General features: G+C 65.7%; 17 protein-coding genes and 1 pseudogene. 9 read left to right on the top strand and 9 right to left on the bottom strand.

The window, feature by feature from the left end:
• Nucleotides 1–102: 102 nt before the first annotated feature.
• Nucleotides 103–309 (top strand): XRE family transcriptional regulator, encoded by a 207-nt coding sequence (locus tag FHR87_RS13945; RefSeq protein WP_183167319.1) that lies wholly within the window; start codon nt 103–105, stop codon nt 307–309.
• A gap of 63 nt (nt 310–372) precedes the next feature.
• Here the strand turns inward: FHR87_RS13945 and FHR87_RS13940 are convergent, their stop codons facing one another.
• A complete protein-coding gene (locus tag FHR87_RS13940) occupies nt 373–687 on the bottom strand; it encodes a DUF736 domain-containing protein (protein ID WP_183167318.1) in 315 nt (104 codons plus the stop codon).
• Between the two features lie 816 nt (nt 688–1,503).
• On the opposite strand from FHR87_RS13940, the gene FHR87_RS13935 reads away from it, so the two are divergent.
• Complete coding sequence (locus tag FHR87_RS13935) at nt 1,504–2,022, top strand: GNAT family N-acetyltransferase (RefSeq protein WP_130561448.1); 519 nt, start codon at nt 1,504–1,506, stop codon at nt 2,020–2,022.
• A 131-nt stretch (nt 2,023–2,153) separates the two neighbouring features.
• Here the strand turns inward: FHR87_RS13935 and FHR87_RS13930 are convergent, their stop codons facing one another.
• From FHR87_RS13930 to radC, 5 genes are all read right to left on the bottom strand, one after another.
• The gene (locus FHR87_RS13930; protein WP_057386262.1) at nt 2,154–2,363 is read right to left on the bottom strand and encodes a hypothetical protein; all 210 of its coding nucleotides are present in this window, start codon (nt 2,361–2,363) and stop codon (nt 2,154–2,156) included.
• A gap of 61 nt (nt 2,364–2,424) precedes the next feature.
• The gene (locus FHR87_RS13925) at nt 2,425–4,476 is read right to left on the bottom strand and encodes a ParB/RepB/Spo0J family partition protein (RefSeq protein WP_183167317.1); all 2,052 of its coding nucleotides are present in this window, start codon (nt 4,474–4,476) and stop codon (nt 2,425–2,427) included.
• A gap of 80 nt (nt 4,477–4,556) precedes the next feature.
• Nucleotides 4,557–5,381 (bottom strand): DUF932 domain-containing protein, encoded by an 825-nt coding sequence (locus tag FHR87_RS13920; RefSeq protein ID WP_130534004.1) that lies wholly within the window; start codon nt 5,379–5,381, stop codon nt 4,557–4,559.
• A 778-nt stretch (nt 5,382–6,159) separates the two neighbouring features.
• Nucleotides 6,160–6,552, bottom strand: a complete 393-nt coding sequence (locus FHR87_RS13915; protein WP_183167316.1) for an ATPase — start codon at nt 6,550–6,552, stop codon at nt 6,160–6,162.
• Nucleotides 6,553–6,830: 278 nt separating this feature from the next.
• On the bottom strand, nt 6,831–7,337 hold the full coding sequence (radC, locus tag FHR87_RS13910) for a RadC family protein (protein WP_183167315.1): 507 nt from the start codon (nt 7,335–7,337) through the stop codon (nt 6,831–6,833).
• Nucleotides 7,338–7,728: 391 nt separating this feature from the next.
• Here radC and FHR87_RS13905 point away from each other — a divergent pair, with 391 nt between their 5' ends.
• The 7 genes and pseudogenes from FHR87_RS13905 (at nt 7,729) to arsN2 (ending at nt 12,257) form a co-directional block, all read left to right on the top strand.
• Entirely contained in the window at nt 7,729–8,058 is a 330-nt protein-coding gene (locus FHR87_RS13905; RefSeq protein WP_057380616.1) for an ArsR/SmtB family transcription factor, read from the top strand.
• Nucleotides 8,059–8,070: 12 nt separating this feature from the next.
• A complete protein-coding gene (locus FHR87_RS13900) occupies nt 8,071–8,523 on the top strand; it encodes an ArsI/CadI family heavy metal resistance metalloenzyme (protein ID WP_057380596.1) in 453 nt (150 codons plus the stop codon).
• Between the two features lie 12 nt (nt 8,524–8,535).
• Entirely contained in the window at nt 8,536–9,033 is a 498-nt protein-coding gene (locus FHR87_RS13895; protein WP_057386268.1) for an arsenate reductase ArsC, read from the top strand.
• A 58-nt stretch (nt 9,034–9,091) separates the two neighbouring features.
• Nucleotides 9,092–10,126 (top strand): ACR3 family arsenite efflux transporter, encoded by a 1,035-nt coding sequence (arsB, locus tag FHR87_RS13890; RefSeq protein ID WP_476693171.1) that lies wholly within the window; start codon nt 9,092–9,094, stop codon nt 10,124–10,126.
• Between the two features lie 8 nt (nt 10,127–10,134).
• Nucleotides 10,135–11,430 carry a hypothetical protein gene (locus tag FHR87_RS13885; protein ID WP_183167313.1) on the top strand — a complete coding sequence of 432 codons (1,296 nt, stop codon included), beginning with the start codon at nt 10,135–10,137 and terminating at the stop codon, nt 11,428–11,430.
• Nucleotides 11,427–11,825: pseudogene (gene arsC / locus FHR87_RS19295) on the top strand (arsenate reductase (glutaredoxin)); the annotation flags it as partial. The gene FHR87_RS13885 and the pseudogene arsC, both read left to right, overlap by 4 nt.
• Nucleotides 11,826–12,257 (top strand): arsenic resistance N-acetyltransferase ArsN2, encoded by a 432-nt coding sequence (gene arsN2 / locus FHR87_RS19290; RefSeq protein WP_235594419.1) that lies wholly within the window; start codon nt 11,826–11,828, stop codon nt 12,255–12,257.
• A 50-nt stretch (nt 12,258–12,307) separates the two neighbouring features.
• On the opposite strand, the gene FHR87_RS13875 is transcribed toward arsN2, so the two are convergent.
• The 3 genes from FHR87_RS13875 to FHR87_RS13865 all read right to left on the bottom strand — a co-directional run bounded on the left by FHR87_RS13875 (nt 12,308) and on the right by FHR87_RS13865 (nt 15,233).
• The gene (locus FHR87_RS13875) at nt 12,308–13,471 is read right to left on the bottom strand and encodes a PDDEXK nuclease domain-containing protein (RefSeq protein WP_183167312.1); all 1,164 of its coding nucleotides are present in this window, start codon (nt 13,469–13,471) and stop codon (nt 12,308–12,310) included.
• Nucleotides 13,468–14,673, bottom strand: coding sequence for a tyrosine-type recombinase/integrase (locus FHR87_RS13870; protein WP_183167311.1), 1,206 nt, complete (start codon nt 14,671–14,673; stop codon nt 13,468–13,470). Before FHR87_RS13870 ends, FHR87_RS13875 begins: the two co-directional genes overlap by 4 nt.
• 278 nt (nt 14,674–14,951) lie before the next feature.
• Entirely contained in the window at nt 14,952–15,233 is a 282-nt protein-coding gene (locus FHR87_RS13865) for a hypothetical protein (protein ID WP_183167310.1), read from the bottom strand.
• Nucleotides 15,234–15,330: the final 97 nt, after the last annotated feature.

Genomic DNA, 15,330 nt, shown 5'->3' with positions numbered 1-15,330 from the left:
TCGGTGTCGGCTTGGATGTCCTTGGCTAAGGCGATGTAGATACTTAGATAGGCGCGTTGCTGGAGCCAGTATGCCTTCTCTTACGTGAACAGCCGCACCTATATGAGCACCCTCGAACGCGACCTCAAAAGCCCGACCCTGCACAAGCTGGCCGAGCTGTGCGAGGTGATGGAGATTCACCCGCTCACGCTGCTGACGCTCGCCTACGCGGGCGACAGCCCGCACAAGGCCGACGAGCTGCTGGCGCAGGTGCGCCAGGAGCTGGAGGCGGTGTTGAAGGAACGCGACGCGGCGAAGCCGCGCGCGTGACGTGGTGATGTGCTGCGAACAGCAGCACAGTGCCCCGCCGCGATGGGCGGGGCGCTGCGGCGGTTACGCCGCCTGGGGCTTGCTGCGCGACCAGACCAGGTCGTGCGTGCCGTCCTCGCCTTCGATCAGGCGGGCATAGACCGGAGCCGGGAACGAAGGATCGTCGAGGGTCACGGACTTGTATTCCCGCCCGGCCTCGCTGGTCTTGTTCCACGCCGCGCCGATGTCGTGGCCGGCGGCCTGGAGGCGGAAGTCGGGGGCGTTCTCGCTGCTGCCCTTGTCGTTGGGAACCAGCTTGACCTTGACGTTGAGCGTCAGGGTGCGAAGCGTGCCGGTGAAGCCCTCTTTGTCGGTGGTGAAGGTGCCGATGTTGGCCATGATGCTTTCTCCTTTCGGTTGAACAAGGTTCGCGCCCATCGCGTCCTTGTTGTGATCCGGCCGGCGAGGGACGGGCGGGCTGCACCGCTTGCGGTCGCAACGCAGTGGAGAACCGGAAGGCGAAAAGAATTTGCTGCGCGAGGAAGCCGCGCAGCGGCGGGGAAATTGTTTTCGCCGGACGGTTGCAGCCATGAAGCCCGAGGCGCAGCCGCGCCCCCGCCAGGATTCACAACGAGACAAGGACGCCTTGGGCCGAACCGCTCCGAAAGGAGATGGGGCCGACTCGGCATCCCCGCCCGAAGGCTTCCCCGGTGCGCTTCCTGACGCGGGACAGGTCAACCACCCGACGACAGGCGAGAACGCCCCTGCCGCACCTTGCGGTGCCGGTCTTGAGGCGTGGCGTGGAAGCTCCATAGCGATGCCGGGCGGGTTGTCCGTGAACCGTCCTTCGTGACGTGATGGGCAGGAGCCGCCAGCGTTGAGGACGGCACGCACCTGCACAACCTGTCGCAGCAAGCGCCAGCGTGTTCGCCAGTGCCCCGCCCATCGCGGCGGGGCGCTGGTCGGGCCGATCCGGCGCAGCCGGTTCGGCCGCATCGAGGGGCGCCAAGCTGCGCGCGGCGGGGATAGCCCGCAGGGCTTTCCCTTGGAGGCAAGCGAAGCGCGCAGCGCCGCAGGCGCGAAGGCGTAAGGGATTGAAGCCGAATGGCCGTGATTCGGCACGAAGCACGGGGCGCAGCCCGAAAGCCCGGCGGCGCTGCGCGCCGACACGCCCAAGCCGTTCTATATTTTCAGGAAGGAATCCAAGACAAGCCCATGACCCTCCAGCTACGACACGAAGCCCCGGACGACATCGCTGCCATCGAAGCCGTCACGACGGCCGCTTTCGCCGATGCGCCTCACACCAGCCACACCGAGCAATTCATCGTGCGTGCCTTGCGTGCAGCCAATGAACTGACGCTTTCCATCGTGGCCGAGGAACATGGGCAGATCGTCGGCCACGTCGCATTGTCCCTCGTCACGATCACCGACGACCAAGGGCGAAAGGCGGATGGCTGGTACGAGTTGGGGCCGATCTCCGTCTTGCCGCAAAGGCAAGGGCACGGCATCGGCTCGCGCCTGATGGAACAGGCGCTGTCTGAACTGCGGGCGATGCGGGCCGCTGGTTGTGTGCTGCTGGGCGATCCCGCGTACTACGGGCGCTTTGGTTTTCAGGCCCATGCGGGCCTGCAACTGCCGGGCGTGCCGCCCGGCTACTTTATTGCGCTGGCCCTGCATGGGCCAGCGCCGGAAGGCATCGCGCGCTACAGCGATGCCTTCAACGCCGCCGCCTGAGCCACCGCGAAGGCGGCGGCGTTCTGATTCGACTGTTGGCCTTGAACACCGGGCGCGGCCACTGCCGCGCCCGGATTTTTGCGTTTCACCGCGCCCAGGACGGAACGGCCTGGGCGCGGTACTGAACGCGGTTAATCCTTCGTCTCGATGAGCCACCACACGGCACGCGGCAAGGCGCGGCCCGTGATGGGGTGAATGTCGGTGAGGTCTGCGCGGGCCGACCAGCCCGAGGGCGGGCGGTAGCCGCGCACGTCGCCTTCGCCGTGCCAGCGACGGGCGCGTACCGTGCCGGGGGCGTAGATCGCCGCCATGCGTGGGCGGCTGGTGGTGGTGCGGGTCATGGGGGCTTCTCCTTGCAGCGAAGCGCCCCGGTCGAGGCCGGGCGCTTGCCTTCGGCGCGGGTCAAGCGGCCAGTGCCTCGGCAGGTTCATCCGCCATTGCTTCGGTATCGTCCGGGGTTTCCTGCTCCGGGCCTGCCTCCTGCGCGGCATCCTGCGGGCCTTCAACCTTGAAGATGGCGGGCATCCAGCCCTTGCCATCGGCCAGCCGCTCGGCTTCGCTGGCAATATCGGCCTTCTTGAGCTTCGCCAGTCGGGTGACGGATTCCGGTGCAAACGCGCCCACGGCATCCAGAATCACGGCCTTGGAAACGTGCTTGAAGTAGCCTTCTGCGGTTGGCTTCCACCATGCGGCCATGTCGAGGCCGACGGCCTGCGCCAGTTCCTCGCCGGGTTGCTGCACCGTGGCGCGAGGCGTCACCACGTCCACCGTGGAAGCCACGCACACGGCCAGCAGGCGCACCAGTTCGTCTTGCGACTTCGCCAGCAGTGCGGCGAACAGTTCGGCGCTGTCCTCCGGCAAGGCTTCGCCCGCCACCTGTTGCAGCTCGCGCAGCGCCACGGCGGCGGGCGATTCCGGCCAGTCCGAGGCCATGCCTTCCAGCCGGTCTTGCAGTTTCAAGCTCACGCCCAGCGGCAGGTCGTGGCCGTAGTGGCTTTCCTGCAAGACGGTCTGCACCATGCCATGCACCAGCGCGGCCAGCGCGACGTGTGGATGCCGGGCCACTTCGATTTGCAGCGCGGCGGTGCGGTGGGCGCTCAATCGCTGTGCCAGCCGGTCGGACACGCTCGCGGCCTTGGGCGCGTCGTCGGCGTCCTCGTGCTCGTCGTTGGTGGCTTCGACTTCGGTGCTGCCGAAACCGCGCCGCAGCTTTTCCAGCGTGCGCAGCGCCTTGGCCTCGGCTTCCTGCAGCAGGCCGCGATGAATGACGGCCTCGCCGTTGCGGTCGATGGTGACGATGGCACCGGCCACCTCGCGCACCTCGGGGGCATAGCCTTGTAAGACGTCCTCCGCGTCTTGCAGTTCGCCGACCACCTGATCGCGCCGCTGTTCCAGTTTCTCGGCCTTGGCCTCGTCCTCGGCGTCGCAGGCTTCTTCCAGTTCGGCGTCGATCTTTTCGAGGCGGGTTTCCAGCGAGGCGATGCGGCGTGCCTCGCGGGTGGTCGGCTCGCGGCGGTGGCGCGGGGCGTTCTGGAACGCCTGCCGTTCCTCGTAGGCCAGATGCGGCACGGCCTCCACCCATGCCCATCCTTCGGCGCGCACGTCCTCGGCCAGCGTTGCCAGCTTGTCGCGCACCAGCGTTTCCAGCACTGCGGTATCGGTGAGGTAGGTTCCGGCATCGCCTTCGGCGAACAGGTCGCGGCGGATGCCGCCGCCTGCCTGCCGGTAGGTGTCCAGCCCGACAAAGCGCACCAGCGCGTGCGTGGCGTCGATTTCGCGCTCGGTCAGGCGCTCGCGCAACTTGGACGGGCTGCGCTGCCAGTCCGGCGCAGCGTAGAACGCGGCTTCCTGCGCGGCGTGGTCGTCAGTGATGGTCAAGGCCATCAACTGTTCCAGCGTGACGGTTCCGGCGCGGTAATCGGTCATCAGGCGCGGCGCGATGTGGGCGAGCTTCAAGCGGCGCTGCACCACCAGCGGGGACACGCCGAAGTCGGCGGCAATGTCCTCGATGGGCCGGCCTTCCTTGACCAGCGCGGCGAACGCCTCGAACTGGTCGGCGGGGTGCATCTGCTCGCGCATCAGGTTTTCCGCGAGGCTGACAGTGCGGGCCGAAGCATCGGGCACCAGCAGGCACGGCACTTCGTAGTCGGCGGGGATGCGGTTCTTCTTCGCCAGCAGCTTCAAGGCGGTCAAGCGGCGATCACCGGCCACCACCTCGTAAGCCTCGCCATCGGCGCAAAGGATGACGATCAGGTTTTGCAGCAGGCCGATGCGGGCAATGCTCGCGGCCAGTTCGGGGATGGACAGGCGCGGCATCTTGCGGGCGTTGCGCTTGGAGCGGCGCGGCAGCAACTGCGAGAGCGGAACCAGAATCAGGTTCTTGGACGGGTCGGCCATTTCCAGCGGTGCGGCGGTTTCGATGGCGGCGATCTCGGTTTTCAGGACGGCGTTCATGGTGATAACTCCTATCGGTTCAAGGATGCAGCGGCGAGAGAAGCGGCAAGGGCTGCTGCCTGCCCCTGCCGCGTGGGGATTCAGGCTTTCAACTGGCGCAGGCCATCGGCCAGCAGCCACAGGGAGCGGTTCAGGCGCACGTTTTGGTCAATGCCTTGAACGGGGCGGGTTTGCTGGCGGCGTCCGTTGGCGCTTCGCCCGGACAGCCCGCCCATGGTCAAGTTCTCCTGCGTGCGGTTGAACACGCTCCACAGGTCGCGGCGGTCGTCGTCATGGCGGCGCGGCATCAGGATTTGCGATTCCGTGATGGGCGCGGGCTTGTCCTCGTCGTACTTCAACGCCAGCGCAGCGCGGGCGAACACTTCCGATTCCCCGGCGTCGAGCGTGATGGCGCGCATGGCATCGCGGGATTCCTGCGCCCGTTTGAAGCCGTGCAGGACTTCGTAAGCGCCTTCGATGACGTGCCCGGCTACGTCGCCTTTGTGCGGCACGCGCACATCGGCCACGGTGTCGCCGCAGACAAGGCCATTGCTGCAAACGAAGCGGAACATTCCGGCCAGCATCTGATAGCTGCTGGTGCCGTCATGGGAGTTCAGCAGGATGATTTCGTTGGCCTCGCGGCCGTTGATCTGGCTGGCGTGGCGCAGCCGGATCATGTGCTTGGTGTAGTCGCGGCGGTCGTCGTGGCGCACGCGGGTTTGCGTCACCATGAAAGGCTCGAAGCCTTCCTCGCGCAGTTCTTGCAGCACGGTCGCGGTGGGGATGTAGCTGTACCGCTCGGAGCGGCTTTCGTGCGGGGCCTCGGCGAAGATGGACGGGGCCACGGCCCGGATTTGGTCGTCGGACAAGGGACGTTCCGAACGCAGCACCGGGGAACGGGAAGCGAAGCGGGATGCGAGTTGCATGGCATTTCTCCTGACAATGAAAAAAGGGTTTGCTGTTCACCGCACACCGGATTCCTAGATTCGGAAGCCCAGCCTTTCGGCTGTTCGGTGCGGCCGGCACGAGGAACCCGGTTGGCCCTGTTGCCACCGTCTTTCCTGAGTTCATCGCCCGCGACGGTCAGGAGCGCGCGAACGGGTGCCGTCAAGGAGACAAGCGCAGGGTTGGTGCGGCCCGCAGCGAAGCGAGGACACGGCCCTGCGCGCCTTGACGGCACACGGGCGCGGGCTACAGTCGCGGACAAGGTGATGAAGTCAGGGAAGACGGCTGGACATGGCAACGGCCCCTCAACACGCCGACCGCACGGCAAGCGAAGCGCGCAGGCCCGGATCTAGGAATCCGGGCCGGAGGCGTCAGCCGAGCGGAGCGAGGGAACGATGGAAGCCCGTCAGGGGCGAGACGCCGCAGGCGGCTCGATGCGCTACGCGCACGACAGCGCGACCGGCCATGTTTCTTGGCCGGGGACGCACAGCCTTCAATGCTCGATGCACAAGCTCATGCGCCGGTCATCGGGAAACAGGTTCGACAGCGACTGCCGTGGTCTGGCCGATCCGGCGCAGCCGGTTCGGCGGTCTTTGAGGGGCGCCAAGCATCGCGGGGCGGGGATAGCCCGCAGGGCTTTCCCCTGGAGGCAAGCGAAGCGCGCAGCGCCGTAGGCGCGGAGATACCGGCACCGGGCGCAGCAAAAAGAAAGGTGCGCCGCTCCCAAAGGAACGACGCACTGAAGACAGCGCGGCGCGATCAGCTCGCCGCTGGTGCCGTCATCGACTGCAACTGCTCGATCACACCAGGCTCAACGAACACGCAAGCCTGCTCGTCCGCGATCGGCACGTTGAACATCTGCGCGAACACCGTGCGCCGCAGATGGGCCAGCCGGCCCGTCCGGTATGCCTGTTCGGGCTTCATGCGCCCGCCAGCCTGCGAGCCGCTGCGCTGCGGATCGCATTCGACCAGCGCGACGAAACCATCGTCGGACAGCTTCTGATGCTCGGGGCACAGGCCCCAGTCGGTCGCCGTATGGCGCTCCATGCTCGCGCGCAGGCGCTTGTCCAGTAGGATCGCGCCGGTGTCGAACGCAGTGCCGCAAACAAGGCAAACATGCTGTTCGAGGGAAACGTGTGATTTGTCGTTCATGACGATCTCCGGTTGCACGGGCGGAATTGCCCGGAACCGCCGCCAGCACGGCGCAGCGCAGCAGTCAGGGGTCGCAGACGGCCACGGGCCGCAAGCGTGCTGGCACGCGCCGCCCTTGACGGCGAGAACGCCGTGATACGGTGAAGGGACACAGCAAGACCGCCCCCAACCCGACACCACCACACCTGTTTTGGGCAAGTGCGCAGCACGCGCAGGCCCGCGAGGGCCGGAGTTGCGCAGCCAGGCGCAGCAAAAAAGGGGGCCGAAGCCCCCAAGGGTCAAATCAGGCCGTGTTCGGCGAATGATGTGGTACGGCTCCCGGCGACGATGATGTGATCCAGCGTGCGAACGTCCACCAGCGCCAGCGCCTGCCGAAGCTGCGCGGTCATCGCCTTGTCGGCCGCGCTCGGCTCGGGATTCCCGCTCGGATGGTTGTGCGACACGATGACCGCCGCTGCATTGAGCCGCAGCGCCAGCTTGACCACCTCGCGCGGATGTACCTCGGCGGCGTCGATCGTGCCGTGGAACATCTCCACGTAGTCGATCAGCCGATGGCGCGTGTCGAGGAACAGCACCGCGAAGACTTCGTGCTCGAAGCCGGCCAGCTTGGCGCGCAGGTAGTCCTTGACCACCACCGGCGAAGTGAACTCGGCACCACGCTGCATCTTCTGTTCGATGACCTGGCGCGCGGCTTCCAGAATCTGGTCGGCGTCTGCCGGCCGATAGCGCCCACGGCCATCGCGCACCATCAGCGGTGTATCGAGAGAGAGGGTCAGTTGCGACATGATCGTGCTCCGGTTGCTCGGGCGGAATTGCCCGGAACCGGCGCCAGCACGGCGCAGCGCAAGCAGTCAGGGGTCGCTAGACGGCCGCGAGGACGCAAGCGCGCATGGCGCGCGCCGCCCTTGACGGCGAGAACGCCGTGATACGGTGAAGGGAACAGCAAGACCGCCCACACCCGCCCACTGCACACAGTCGGCTTTGGGGGCAAGCGGAGCGCGCAGGCCCGAGAGGGCCGGAGGCGTCAGGGGTCAAAGCCGAATGGCCGCGATTCGGCACGAAGCGCGGGGCGCAGCCCGCGAACCCGACGGCGGCACGCCGGGACGCCGGGACGCCATGAGGTTCTGTTTGCTGGCTCCTTGCACAATGATTCAATAAATGTTGTATTATCGAACAATGAACGAAGATCAAGCCGTTTCCGCCCTTGGCGCCTTGGCCCACACCCAGCGGCTGCGCGTGTTCCGCGCCCTGGTCGTCGCCGGCCCCGAAGGGCTGACGCCCAGCGTCCTCGCCGACCAGCTCGACGTGGCCCGCAACTCCTTGTCCTTCCACTTGAAGGAGCTGGCCCATGCCGGCCTCGTCACCATCGAGCAACAGGGCCGCAACCTGATCTACCGCGCCGACTTCGCGCAGATGAACAGCCTGCTCGGCTATATGACCGAGCACTGCTGCCAGGGCAGCGCCTGCGAAGTCACCGAGTCCTCCTCCGCCTGCAAGTCCTGCTGAAAGGAAATCCCCATGAAACGCTTTCACGTCCACCTCCACGTCGATGACCTGAACCGCAGCATCGGCTTCTACTCCCAACTGTTCGCTGCACAACCCACGCGCATCGAAGACGACTACGCGAAGTGGATGCTTGAAGACCCGCCAGTCAACTTCGCTGTCTCCACGCGCGGCAGCAAGCCAGGCATCGACCACTTGGGCATCCAGACCGACGATGCCGAGGAACTGGCTGCGCTGAAGGCCCGTGCGCAGGCCGCCGACATGACGCTGCTGGACGAAGGCACTACGACTTGCTGCTACGCGCGCAGCGAGAAGCACTGGATCACCGACCCGCAGGGCGTGGCTTGGGAACACTTCCACACGCTGGGCAACATCCCCGTCTTCAACGAAGCACCCCAGCCCGTACCCGGTGCCGCTGCGGCGTGCTGCGCGCCACGCGCTGCGAAATCGACTACTTCCTGCTGCTGACGCGAGGCGCATATGACGACAGAACCTACCTACAACGCCTTGTTCCTCTGCACGGGCAATTCGGCCCGGTCGATCCTCGCCGAAGGCATCCTCAACGCCTTGGGCCAAGGGCGCTTTCGCGCCTATTCGGCGGGCAGTCATCCGAAAGGCGAAGTGCATCCCTTGGCGCTCGCCACGCTGGAGCGCCTGCACCTGCCGGCGACCGGCTACCGCAGCAAGAGCTGGGACGAGTTCGTGAAGCCCGACGCGCCGGTGTTCGACTTCATCTTCACCGTCTGCGACAACGCCGCCGGCGAGGCTTGCCCGCTGTGGCCGGGTAAGCCGGTATCGGCCCATTGGGGCGTGCCCGACCCGGCGGCCGTCGACGGCACGGAGGAACAGCAGCGCAAGGCGTTCACGGACGCCGCGATCACCCTGCGCCGGCGCATCGAGCTGTTCCTGTCGCTGCCCCTGAAAAGCCTTGATGCCATGTCCTTGCAGCGCGAGCTGCGCGACATTGGCCACCAGTGAGGCCCGCGCGATGACCGCAGGAACCGATACCGCCGGCCGCGCGCCGGTGGCGCCCGCCATGAGCGTCTTCGAGCGTTACCTGACCGTGTGGGTGCTGCTATGCATCGTCGCCGGCATCGCCCTGGGCCAGCTTGCGCCCGGCGTGTTCCAGGCCATCGGCCGCATGGAAGTGGCCCAGGTCAATCTGCCGGTGGGCCTGCTGATCTGGATCATGGTGATTCCGATGCTGCTCAAGGTGGACTTCGGCGCGCTGGGCCAGGTCAGGCAGCATTGGCGCGGCATCGGCGTCACGCTGTTCGTCAATTGGGCGGTCAAGCCGTTCTCGATGGCGCTGCTGGCGTGGATATTCATCCGTCAGCTCTTCGCCGAATGGCTGCCGGCCGACCAGCTCGACAGCTACGTGGCCGGCCTGATCCTGCTGGCCGCCGCGCCCTGCACGGCGATGGTGTTCGTCTGGAGCCGGCTGACTGGCGGCGATCCGGTGTTCACGCTGTCGCAAGTGGCCTTGAACGACACCATCATGGTTTTCGCCTTCGCGCCCATCGTCGGCCTGCTGCTGGGCCTGTCGGCCATCACGGTGCCGTGGGACACGCTGCTGGTGTCGGTGGTGCTCTACATCGTCATCCCGGTCATCATCGCGCAGCTCTGGCGCCGCGCGCTTCTGCGCCGGGGCCAGGCCGCGTTCGATCGGGCCTTGGAGCGCATCGGCCCGCTGTCCATTGCGGCGCTGCTGCTGACGCTGGTATTGCTGTTCGCTTTCCAGGGCCAGGCCATCCTGCAACAGCCGCTGGTCATCGCCATGTTGGCGGTGCCCATTCTGATCCAAGTGTTCTTCAATTCTGGCCTGGCTTACTGGCTCAACCGCAAGGTGGGCGAGAAGCACAACATCGCCTGTCCTTCGGCGCTGATCGGCGCGAGCAACTTCTTCGAGCTGGCCGTGGCGGCGGCTATCAGCCTGTTCGGCTTCCATTCCGGCGCGGCGCTGGCCACCGTGGTCGGAGTGCTGATCGAGGTGCCGGTGATGCTGCTGGTCGTGCGCGTGGTCAACCGATCGCGCGGTTGGTATGAACGCGAGCAGTCCGCGGCACGATGAAAGCGGCCATGAACCTCGCCGAACAGCTCAATCTTTCCTGTGCATGTCGCACGCTCGATGCAACACGGCTGCACCAAAGCCTGCCCACGTCGCTGGCCGACAGCCATCCCCACTTGTTTTCGGAAACGGCGGTGTTCATCGACATGCCAACCCGCAACGCCATCGCCCAGGCCGTGGCGACGCTGGAGCGTGTCACCTGCCTGCCGGGCTATCGGCAGGCGGTGGTGGAACGCGCGCACGGCACGGACACGCTGGCGCCGGACTTCGGCCCATCTGGCGTGTTCATGGGGTACGACTTCCACCTGGGAGCGGACGGCCCGCGTCTCATCGAGATCAACACCAATGCGGGCGGCGCGCTGCTTAGTGCCGCGCTGGCCGGGGCGCAGAACACCTGCTGCGCGGCGATGGAGCAGTGGCTGGGCCGTGCCAACCTCACGCAAGCCTTCATCGACATGTTCCGCGCCGAATGGCGGGCACAGCGGGGTGTGCAGTCCTGGCGCACGGCGGTCGTGGTCGATGACGATCCGCAGCAGCAGTACCTCGCCCCCGAGTTCGAGCTTGTCCGGCGGCTGTTCGAGCATCATGGCGTCCGGGCTATCGTGGCCGACCCGCGCGAACTCCAATGGCGCGACGGTGCCTTGTGGCACCCGGCGCTTCCCGCCGATTTGCCAATCGACATGGTTTACAACCGGCTCACCGACTTCGACTTGTCGGAGTCTTCGCATGCGGCGCTGCGCAGCGCCTATCAGGTGGGCGCGGTGGTGCTGACGCCGCACCCACGAGCGCACGCTATGCACGCAGACAAGCGCAATCTGATCTGGCTGGGGGATGACGTACAGATGGCCCGCTGGGGTGCCGGCGAGGCCGACCGTGCCGTGCTGCGCGCGGTGGTTCCCGCCGCCCAAGCTGTCCTGCCGGCCAATGCGGAAGTCCTCTGGCGCGAGCGGCGTCAATGGTTCTTCAAGCCGATGGCGGGCTACGGGGGCAAGGCCGCCTATCGGGGCGACAAGCTGACGCGCAAGACATGGGAGCACATCACTGCCGGCGGCTTCGTCGCCCAGGCGCTGGTGCCGCCCAGCGAGCGCATGGTCACAGTCGATGATGTGCCGATGCGGCTCAAAGTGGACATGCGGGCCTATGCCTATCGGGGACGTGTCCTGCTGCTGGCGGCACGCACCTATGCCGGCCAGACCACCAACTTGCGGACGCCCGGCGGCGGGTTCGCGCCCGTGCTGGTTTTGCCATTTGGTGATGCGGCGCAAGCGAACGATTCTTCCATCACGGTTCAGAAGATGCTGGCATGAGTGACATCACGATCTACCACAACCCGGATTGCGGCACGTCGCGCAATACGCTGGCGCTGATCCGCGCCAGCGGCATCGCGCCCACGGTCATCGAGTATCTGAAGACGCCGCCCGACCGCGAAACCCTAAAGGCGCTGATCGCACGGATGGGCATGCACGTGCGGGACGTGCTGCGCGTCAAGGGCACGCCTTACAAGGAACTCGGGCTGGATGCCGTCCATTGGAGCGACGACGAATTGATCGACCAGATGCTGGCGCACCCGATCCTCATCAATCGACCCATCGTGGTTTCGCCCCTGGGCGTGCGCCTGTGCCGCCCCTCGGACATGGTGATCGAACTGCTGCCACAGCGGCCGGCGGGCGAGATTCGCAAGGAAGACGGTACGCCGCTGCTGGTGGATACGCCGATCGCGGGCAGTGACACGGGCCTCATCACGGCTTTGCAGGAGGCCGGACTGCCCTCGGACGATCTGACCGAGCCGGGGCGCAGCTTCTTCGCCTATTCCACGGTGACAGGCGAGCGCGTGGGCTATGGCGGCTTCGAGCGCATGGGCCGGGATGTGCTGGTGCGCTCCTTGGTCGTGCTACCGAACGCACGCCAGCGCGGCATTGGAGGCGGCATCGTCGCGCTGCTGCTACGCCGTGCCTTCGACGAAGGCGGGCGCGACGCCTGGCTGCTGACCACGACGGCAGCGCCGTTCTTCGAGCGCGCGGGCTTCAAGCCGGTGGAGCGCACAAGCGCACCTGCTTCGGTGCTGGCGACGCGGCAGGCTGCGAGCTTGTGTCCTGCCAGCGCAGCGTTGCTTAGGCGGCCGATTTATCTGTAGCGCAGGCTGGCGCAGCCCGCGAACCCGACGCCGGCACGCCGGGACGCCTGCTATTGCGGGAGCTTCCTGGGCTGCTTCGCTGCGCGCGACTCCAGCAGGCGCCGTGTGGTTTCCAGCTCCTTCTGCAACAGCTCGGCATCCGGCAGGACGGTGCGGTAGTTCGCCGCCATCACCTTCGTCGGCAAGCCCTCCAAGGCATACCGCGCCAGGGCATGGCCCTTGTCGGCGCACAAGATCAAGCCTACGGGCGGGTTTTCATCGGGATAGGCCCAATGCTCCTTGGCATAGTTGCAATACATATGCATCTGGCCCACGTCCGCATGGGTCAGGCTACCCAGCTTCAAGTCGATGATGACCAGGCAGCGCAGCCGCCGGTGGAAGAACAGCAGATCCACCCGATACCACGTCTGGTCGATGCGCAAGCGCCGCTGCCGCCCGACGAAGGTGAACCCTTCGCCCAGCTCCAGCAGAAAATCCTCCAGCCGCTGGATCAGGGCCGCTTCGAGGTCGGATTCCGAATACTCATCCTTGAGGTTCAGGAACTCCAGCACATACGGGTCTTTGATCGCATCGTCCGGCCTGACGGCATCCTCCGGCCTGGGCGCAGCGCCCTTGACCAGCATCGCCGCCTTGTCCTTCGACAAGGCGGTGCGCTCGTAGAACTGGCTGCCGATCTGCCGGTCAAGCTGACGCACGCTCCAGCCGCCGCGCAGCGCCTCCGCCTCGTAGAACCGGCGGGCGTTCTCGTCCTTGACCGACAGCAGCCGCACGTAGGCCGACCACGGCAGCGTGAGCACCTGCGCCAGCTCGCCCAAGGCCAATTTCCGAGACACTGTCTCGGATTTCTCGGCAGGCAGTCCGTCCCCCGATTTCCGAGACAGTGCCTCGGAAATCACCGGCCGGGGATAGGCGGCGAAGAACCGCCGCATGTTCTCCAGGTTGTCCGGGCTGAACCCGCGCCCGAAGCGCGCAGTCAGGTCGGCGGACAGCCGGGCAATCAACTGTTCGCCGTACCCTGCGCGCCGCTTGCCCTGTTGCTCGGCCTCCACGATGCGGCGGCCAATCTCCCAATAGCTGGCCGTCATCAGCGCATTGACGCTGCGCGCCGCCGCTTGGCGGGCGGCATCGAGCAGTTCCACGATGCCGCCGTGGATGCCGGCGTAGCCGGCAGGCACGGCAGCGCCTTTTACTGCTTTGGGCGTCCGGGCGCTCATGCCGTGGCCTCCTGGGGCTGGCGTTGCCGCGCCTTCGTGATGGTCTGGCGCCGGGTCGCCACCAGCTCGGCCGCCTGGCGCACAGGATCGTCCTCGGTGTGGACATAGCGCATGAACATCGCCACGGTCTTGTGCGCTGTCAGCGCCATGCCGACCTTGAGCGGTACGCCCGAATTGGCAATGTCCGTCGCCGAGCGGTGGCGGATGCCGTGGGTGCCGACCTTCGGCACACCGGCACGGTCAAGGATGCGCCGCCACGCCTGATAGTAGGAGTGGGGGCTTAGCGGCTTCTTGTGATCGAGGATCGCGGGGCAAACGTAGGGCGAATCGCCATAGTGGGGGGCACTCTCCAACAGGCGGCGAGCCTCGGCGCTTAGGGGCTTGGACATATCGCCGGTCTTGCTGTCCGGCCAGACCACCCGGCCGTTGGGCAGGTCGAGCCAATCCCATTGCAACAGCAGGATTTCCGACATGCGCGCCGCGAACTCGAATTGCAGCCGGACGGCCAGCAGGTGGATGGGATGTTCCAAGCCCTCGGCCTCGGCCTTCTCCAGATAGGCGAACAGCTTGGTCATCTGGTCGTCGGTAATGAGCCGGGTCGAACCCTTCTCCGGGTACTTGGGAACGTGGCGGCAGGGATTGGAGCCATCGGGCCGGTAGCCCCACAGCTCGGCCAGGTTGAACATCTTGCGGACGAGCGACAGCACGCGGTTGGCCTGGGTGGGCGACTTCTCCATGCGCTTCATCAGCGCGGTGATGTCGTTGCGCGTGACCTCATGAACCTTCTTGCTGCCGAAGGCCGGGATGACGAAGCTGTCAATCTGGTACTGGTAGCCGGCCTGCGTGCTGGGCTTGTTGTGCGGCTTGGAGTGGTCGTCCATGAACCGGCCGCACAGCTCCTTGACCGTCGGCGCCTTGCGGGCTTCGGCCTTGTCGAGTCCGGGATCGCCTCCGCGCCGGACTTCGGCCAGCCAGTCTTGTGCCAGCGATCGGGCCTGTTCGACCGTCAGCTCGCCGATCTGGCCGATTGCCGGCTTGCGCCGCACGCCGGAGTTCGTGCGGTACTGAACCATGAATACCTTGCGGCCGGTTGGTGTAACCTTGCACAAGAAGCCCGGAACGAGCGTATCCCGGAGTTCCACGTCGCAGGTCTGCGCCTGCGCCGTGTCAACGACGGACTTGGTGAGTTTGATCTTTGCCATGAGGTGCTCCTGAAAGGCCCCGATTCCAGGGGCCGGCTAGGAGCCAGGCGGAGGAGAACCGGGGCGGTTTGCATCGCGCACCGGGATATGATCGAAGGCATTGGTCTGGCGGAAAACCTGCTACAGCAAGCCACATCCAAGTCCAGCGTTAGCCCGGTGCGGATGCCATGCTCTGGCTTAAAATCCCTCGATGGCAACATCGTGCCGGTTCGATCCCGGCTCCGGGCACCACTTGTAAATCAGCAGGTTATGTCTGACGGTAAATTAAAATAATACCGTCAGATTTTTCCGCAATATTTATTCTTTTCCGCAATTAATAAACCTCGCCCGTCCTGGGCAACCAAATCCCTCACTATCAATCCTGCATAACCACCCTGCTCCGACACGAATTGTAAGCAGCGCTGAGTTGCTCCACTTCCCTCAAGGCATCTGCAAGGCGCGGTCAACGCTTTGAGCTTGCGCGCTGCTTCTTCGTTCTGGTGATCTATTGAAGCCCGCATGGTATCCAGCGCTCGACTGGTGGAAGGCCAGGGCTGAATATCTAACTTCCATGCTTTCATGGCGAAACGCCACCTGTTTTAGCTGCGTAAAGACAACATTGAACTTGCCAGTGAACAGTCAGACCAACGTCTTACACCTTGAATAAAGAGATTGGTT

The sequence above is a fragment of the Azomonas macrocytogenes genome, from assembly GCF_014191985.1.
Lineage (GTDB): Bacteria > Pseudomonadota > Gammaproteobacteria > Pseudomonadales > Pseudomonadaceae > Azomonas > Azomonas macrocytogenes.
Note: the sequence above shows the minus strand (reverse complement) of the source record. Positions and strands in the feature narration are given on the sequence as shown.

Coding starts and splice junctions, on each gene's coding strand:
- FHR87_RS13945 (WP_183167319.1), top strand. CDS start 103: ATGAGCACCCTCGAACGCGACCTCAAAAGCCCGACCCTGCACAAGCTG.
- FHR87_RS13940 (WP_183167318.1), bottom strand. CDS start 687: ATGGCCAACATCGGCACCTTCACCACCGACAAAGAGGGCTTCACCGGC.
- FHR87_RS13935 (WP_130561448.1), top strand. CDS start 1,504: ATGACCCTCCAGCTACGACACGAAGCCCCGGACGACATCGCTGCCATC.
- FHR87_RS13930 (WP_057386262.1), bottom strand. CDS start 2,363: ATGACCCGCACCACCACCAGCCGCCCACGCATGGCGGCGATCTACGCC.
- FHR87_RS13925 (WP_183167317.1), bottom strand. CDS start 4,476: ATGAACGCCGTCCTGAAAACCGAGATCGCCGCCATCGAAACCGCCGCA.
- FHR87_RS13920 (WP_130534004.1), bottom strand. CDS start 5,381: ATGCAACTCGCATCCCGCTTCGCTTCCCGTTCCCCGGTGCTGCGTTCG.
- FHR87_RS13915 (WP_183167316.1), bottom strand. CDS start 6,552: ATGAACGACAAATCACACGTTTCCCTCGAACAGCATGTTTGCCTTGTT.
- radC (WP_183167315.1), bottom strand. CDS start 7,337: ATGTCGCAACTGACCCTCTCTCTCGATACACCGCTGATGGTGCGCGAT.
- FHR87_RS13905 (WP_057380616.1), top strand. CDS start 7,729: ATGAACGAAGATCAAGCCGTTTCCGCCCTTGGCGCCTTGGCCCACACC.
- FHR87_RS13900 (WP_057380596.1), top strand. CDS start 8,071: ATGAAACGCTTTCACGTCCACCTCCACGTCGATGACCTGAACCGCAGC.
- FHR87_RS13895 (WP_057386268.1), top strand. CDS start 8,536: ATGACGACAGAACCTACCTACAACGCCTTGTTCCTCTGCACGGGCAAT.
- arsB (WP_476693171.1), top strand. CDS start 9,092: ATGAGCGTCTTCGAGCGTTACCTGACCGTGTGGGTGCTGCTATGCATC.
- FHR87_RS13885 (WP_183167313.1), top strand. CDS start 10,135: ATGAACCTCGCCGAACAGCTCAATCTTTCCTGTGCATGTCGCACGCTC.
- FHR87_RS13875 (WP_183167312.1), bottom strand. CDS start 13,471: ATGAGCGCCCGGACGCCCAAAGCAGTAAAAGGCGCTGCCGTGCCTGCC.
- FHR87_RS13870 (WP_183167311.1), bottom strand. CDS start 14,673: ATGGCAAAGATCAAACTCACCAAGTCCGTCGTTGACACGGCGCAGGCG.
- FHR87_RS13865 (WP_183167310.1), bottom strand. CDS start 15,233: ATGAAAGCATGGAAGTTAGATATTCAGCCCTGGCCTTCCACCAGTCGA.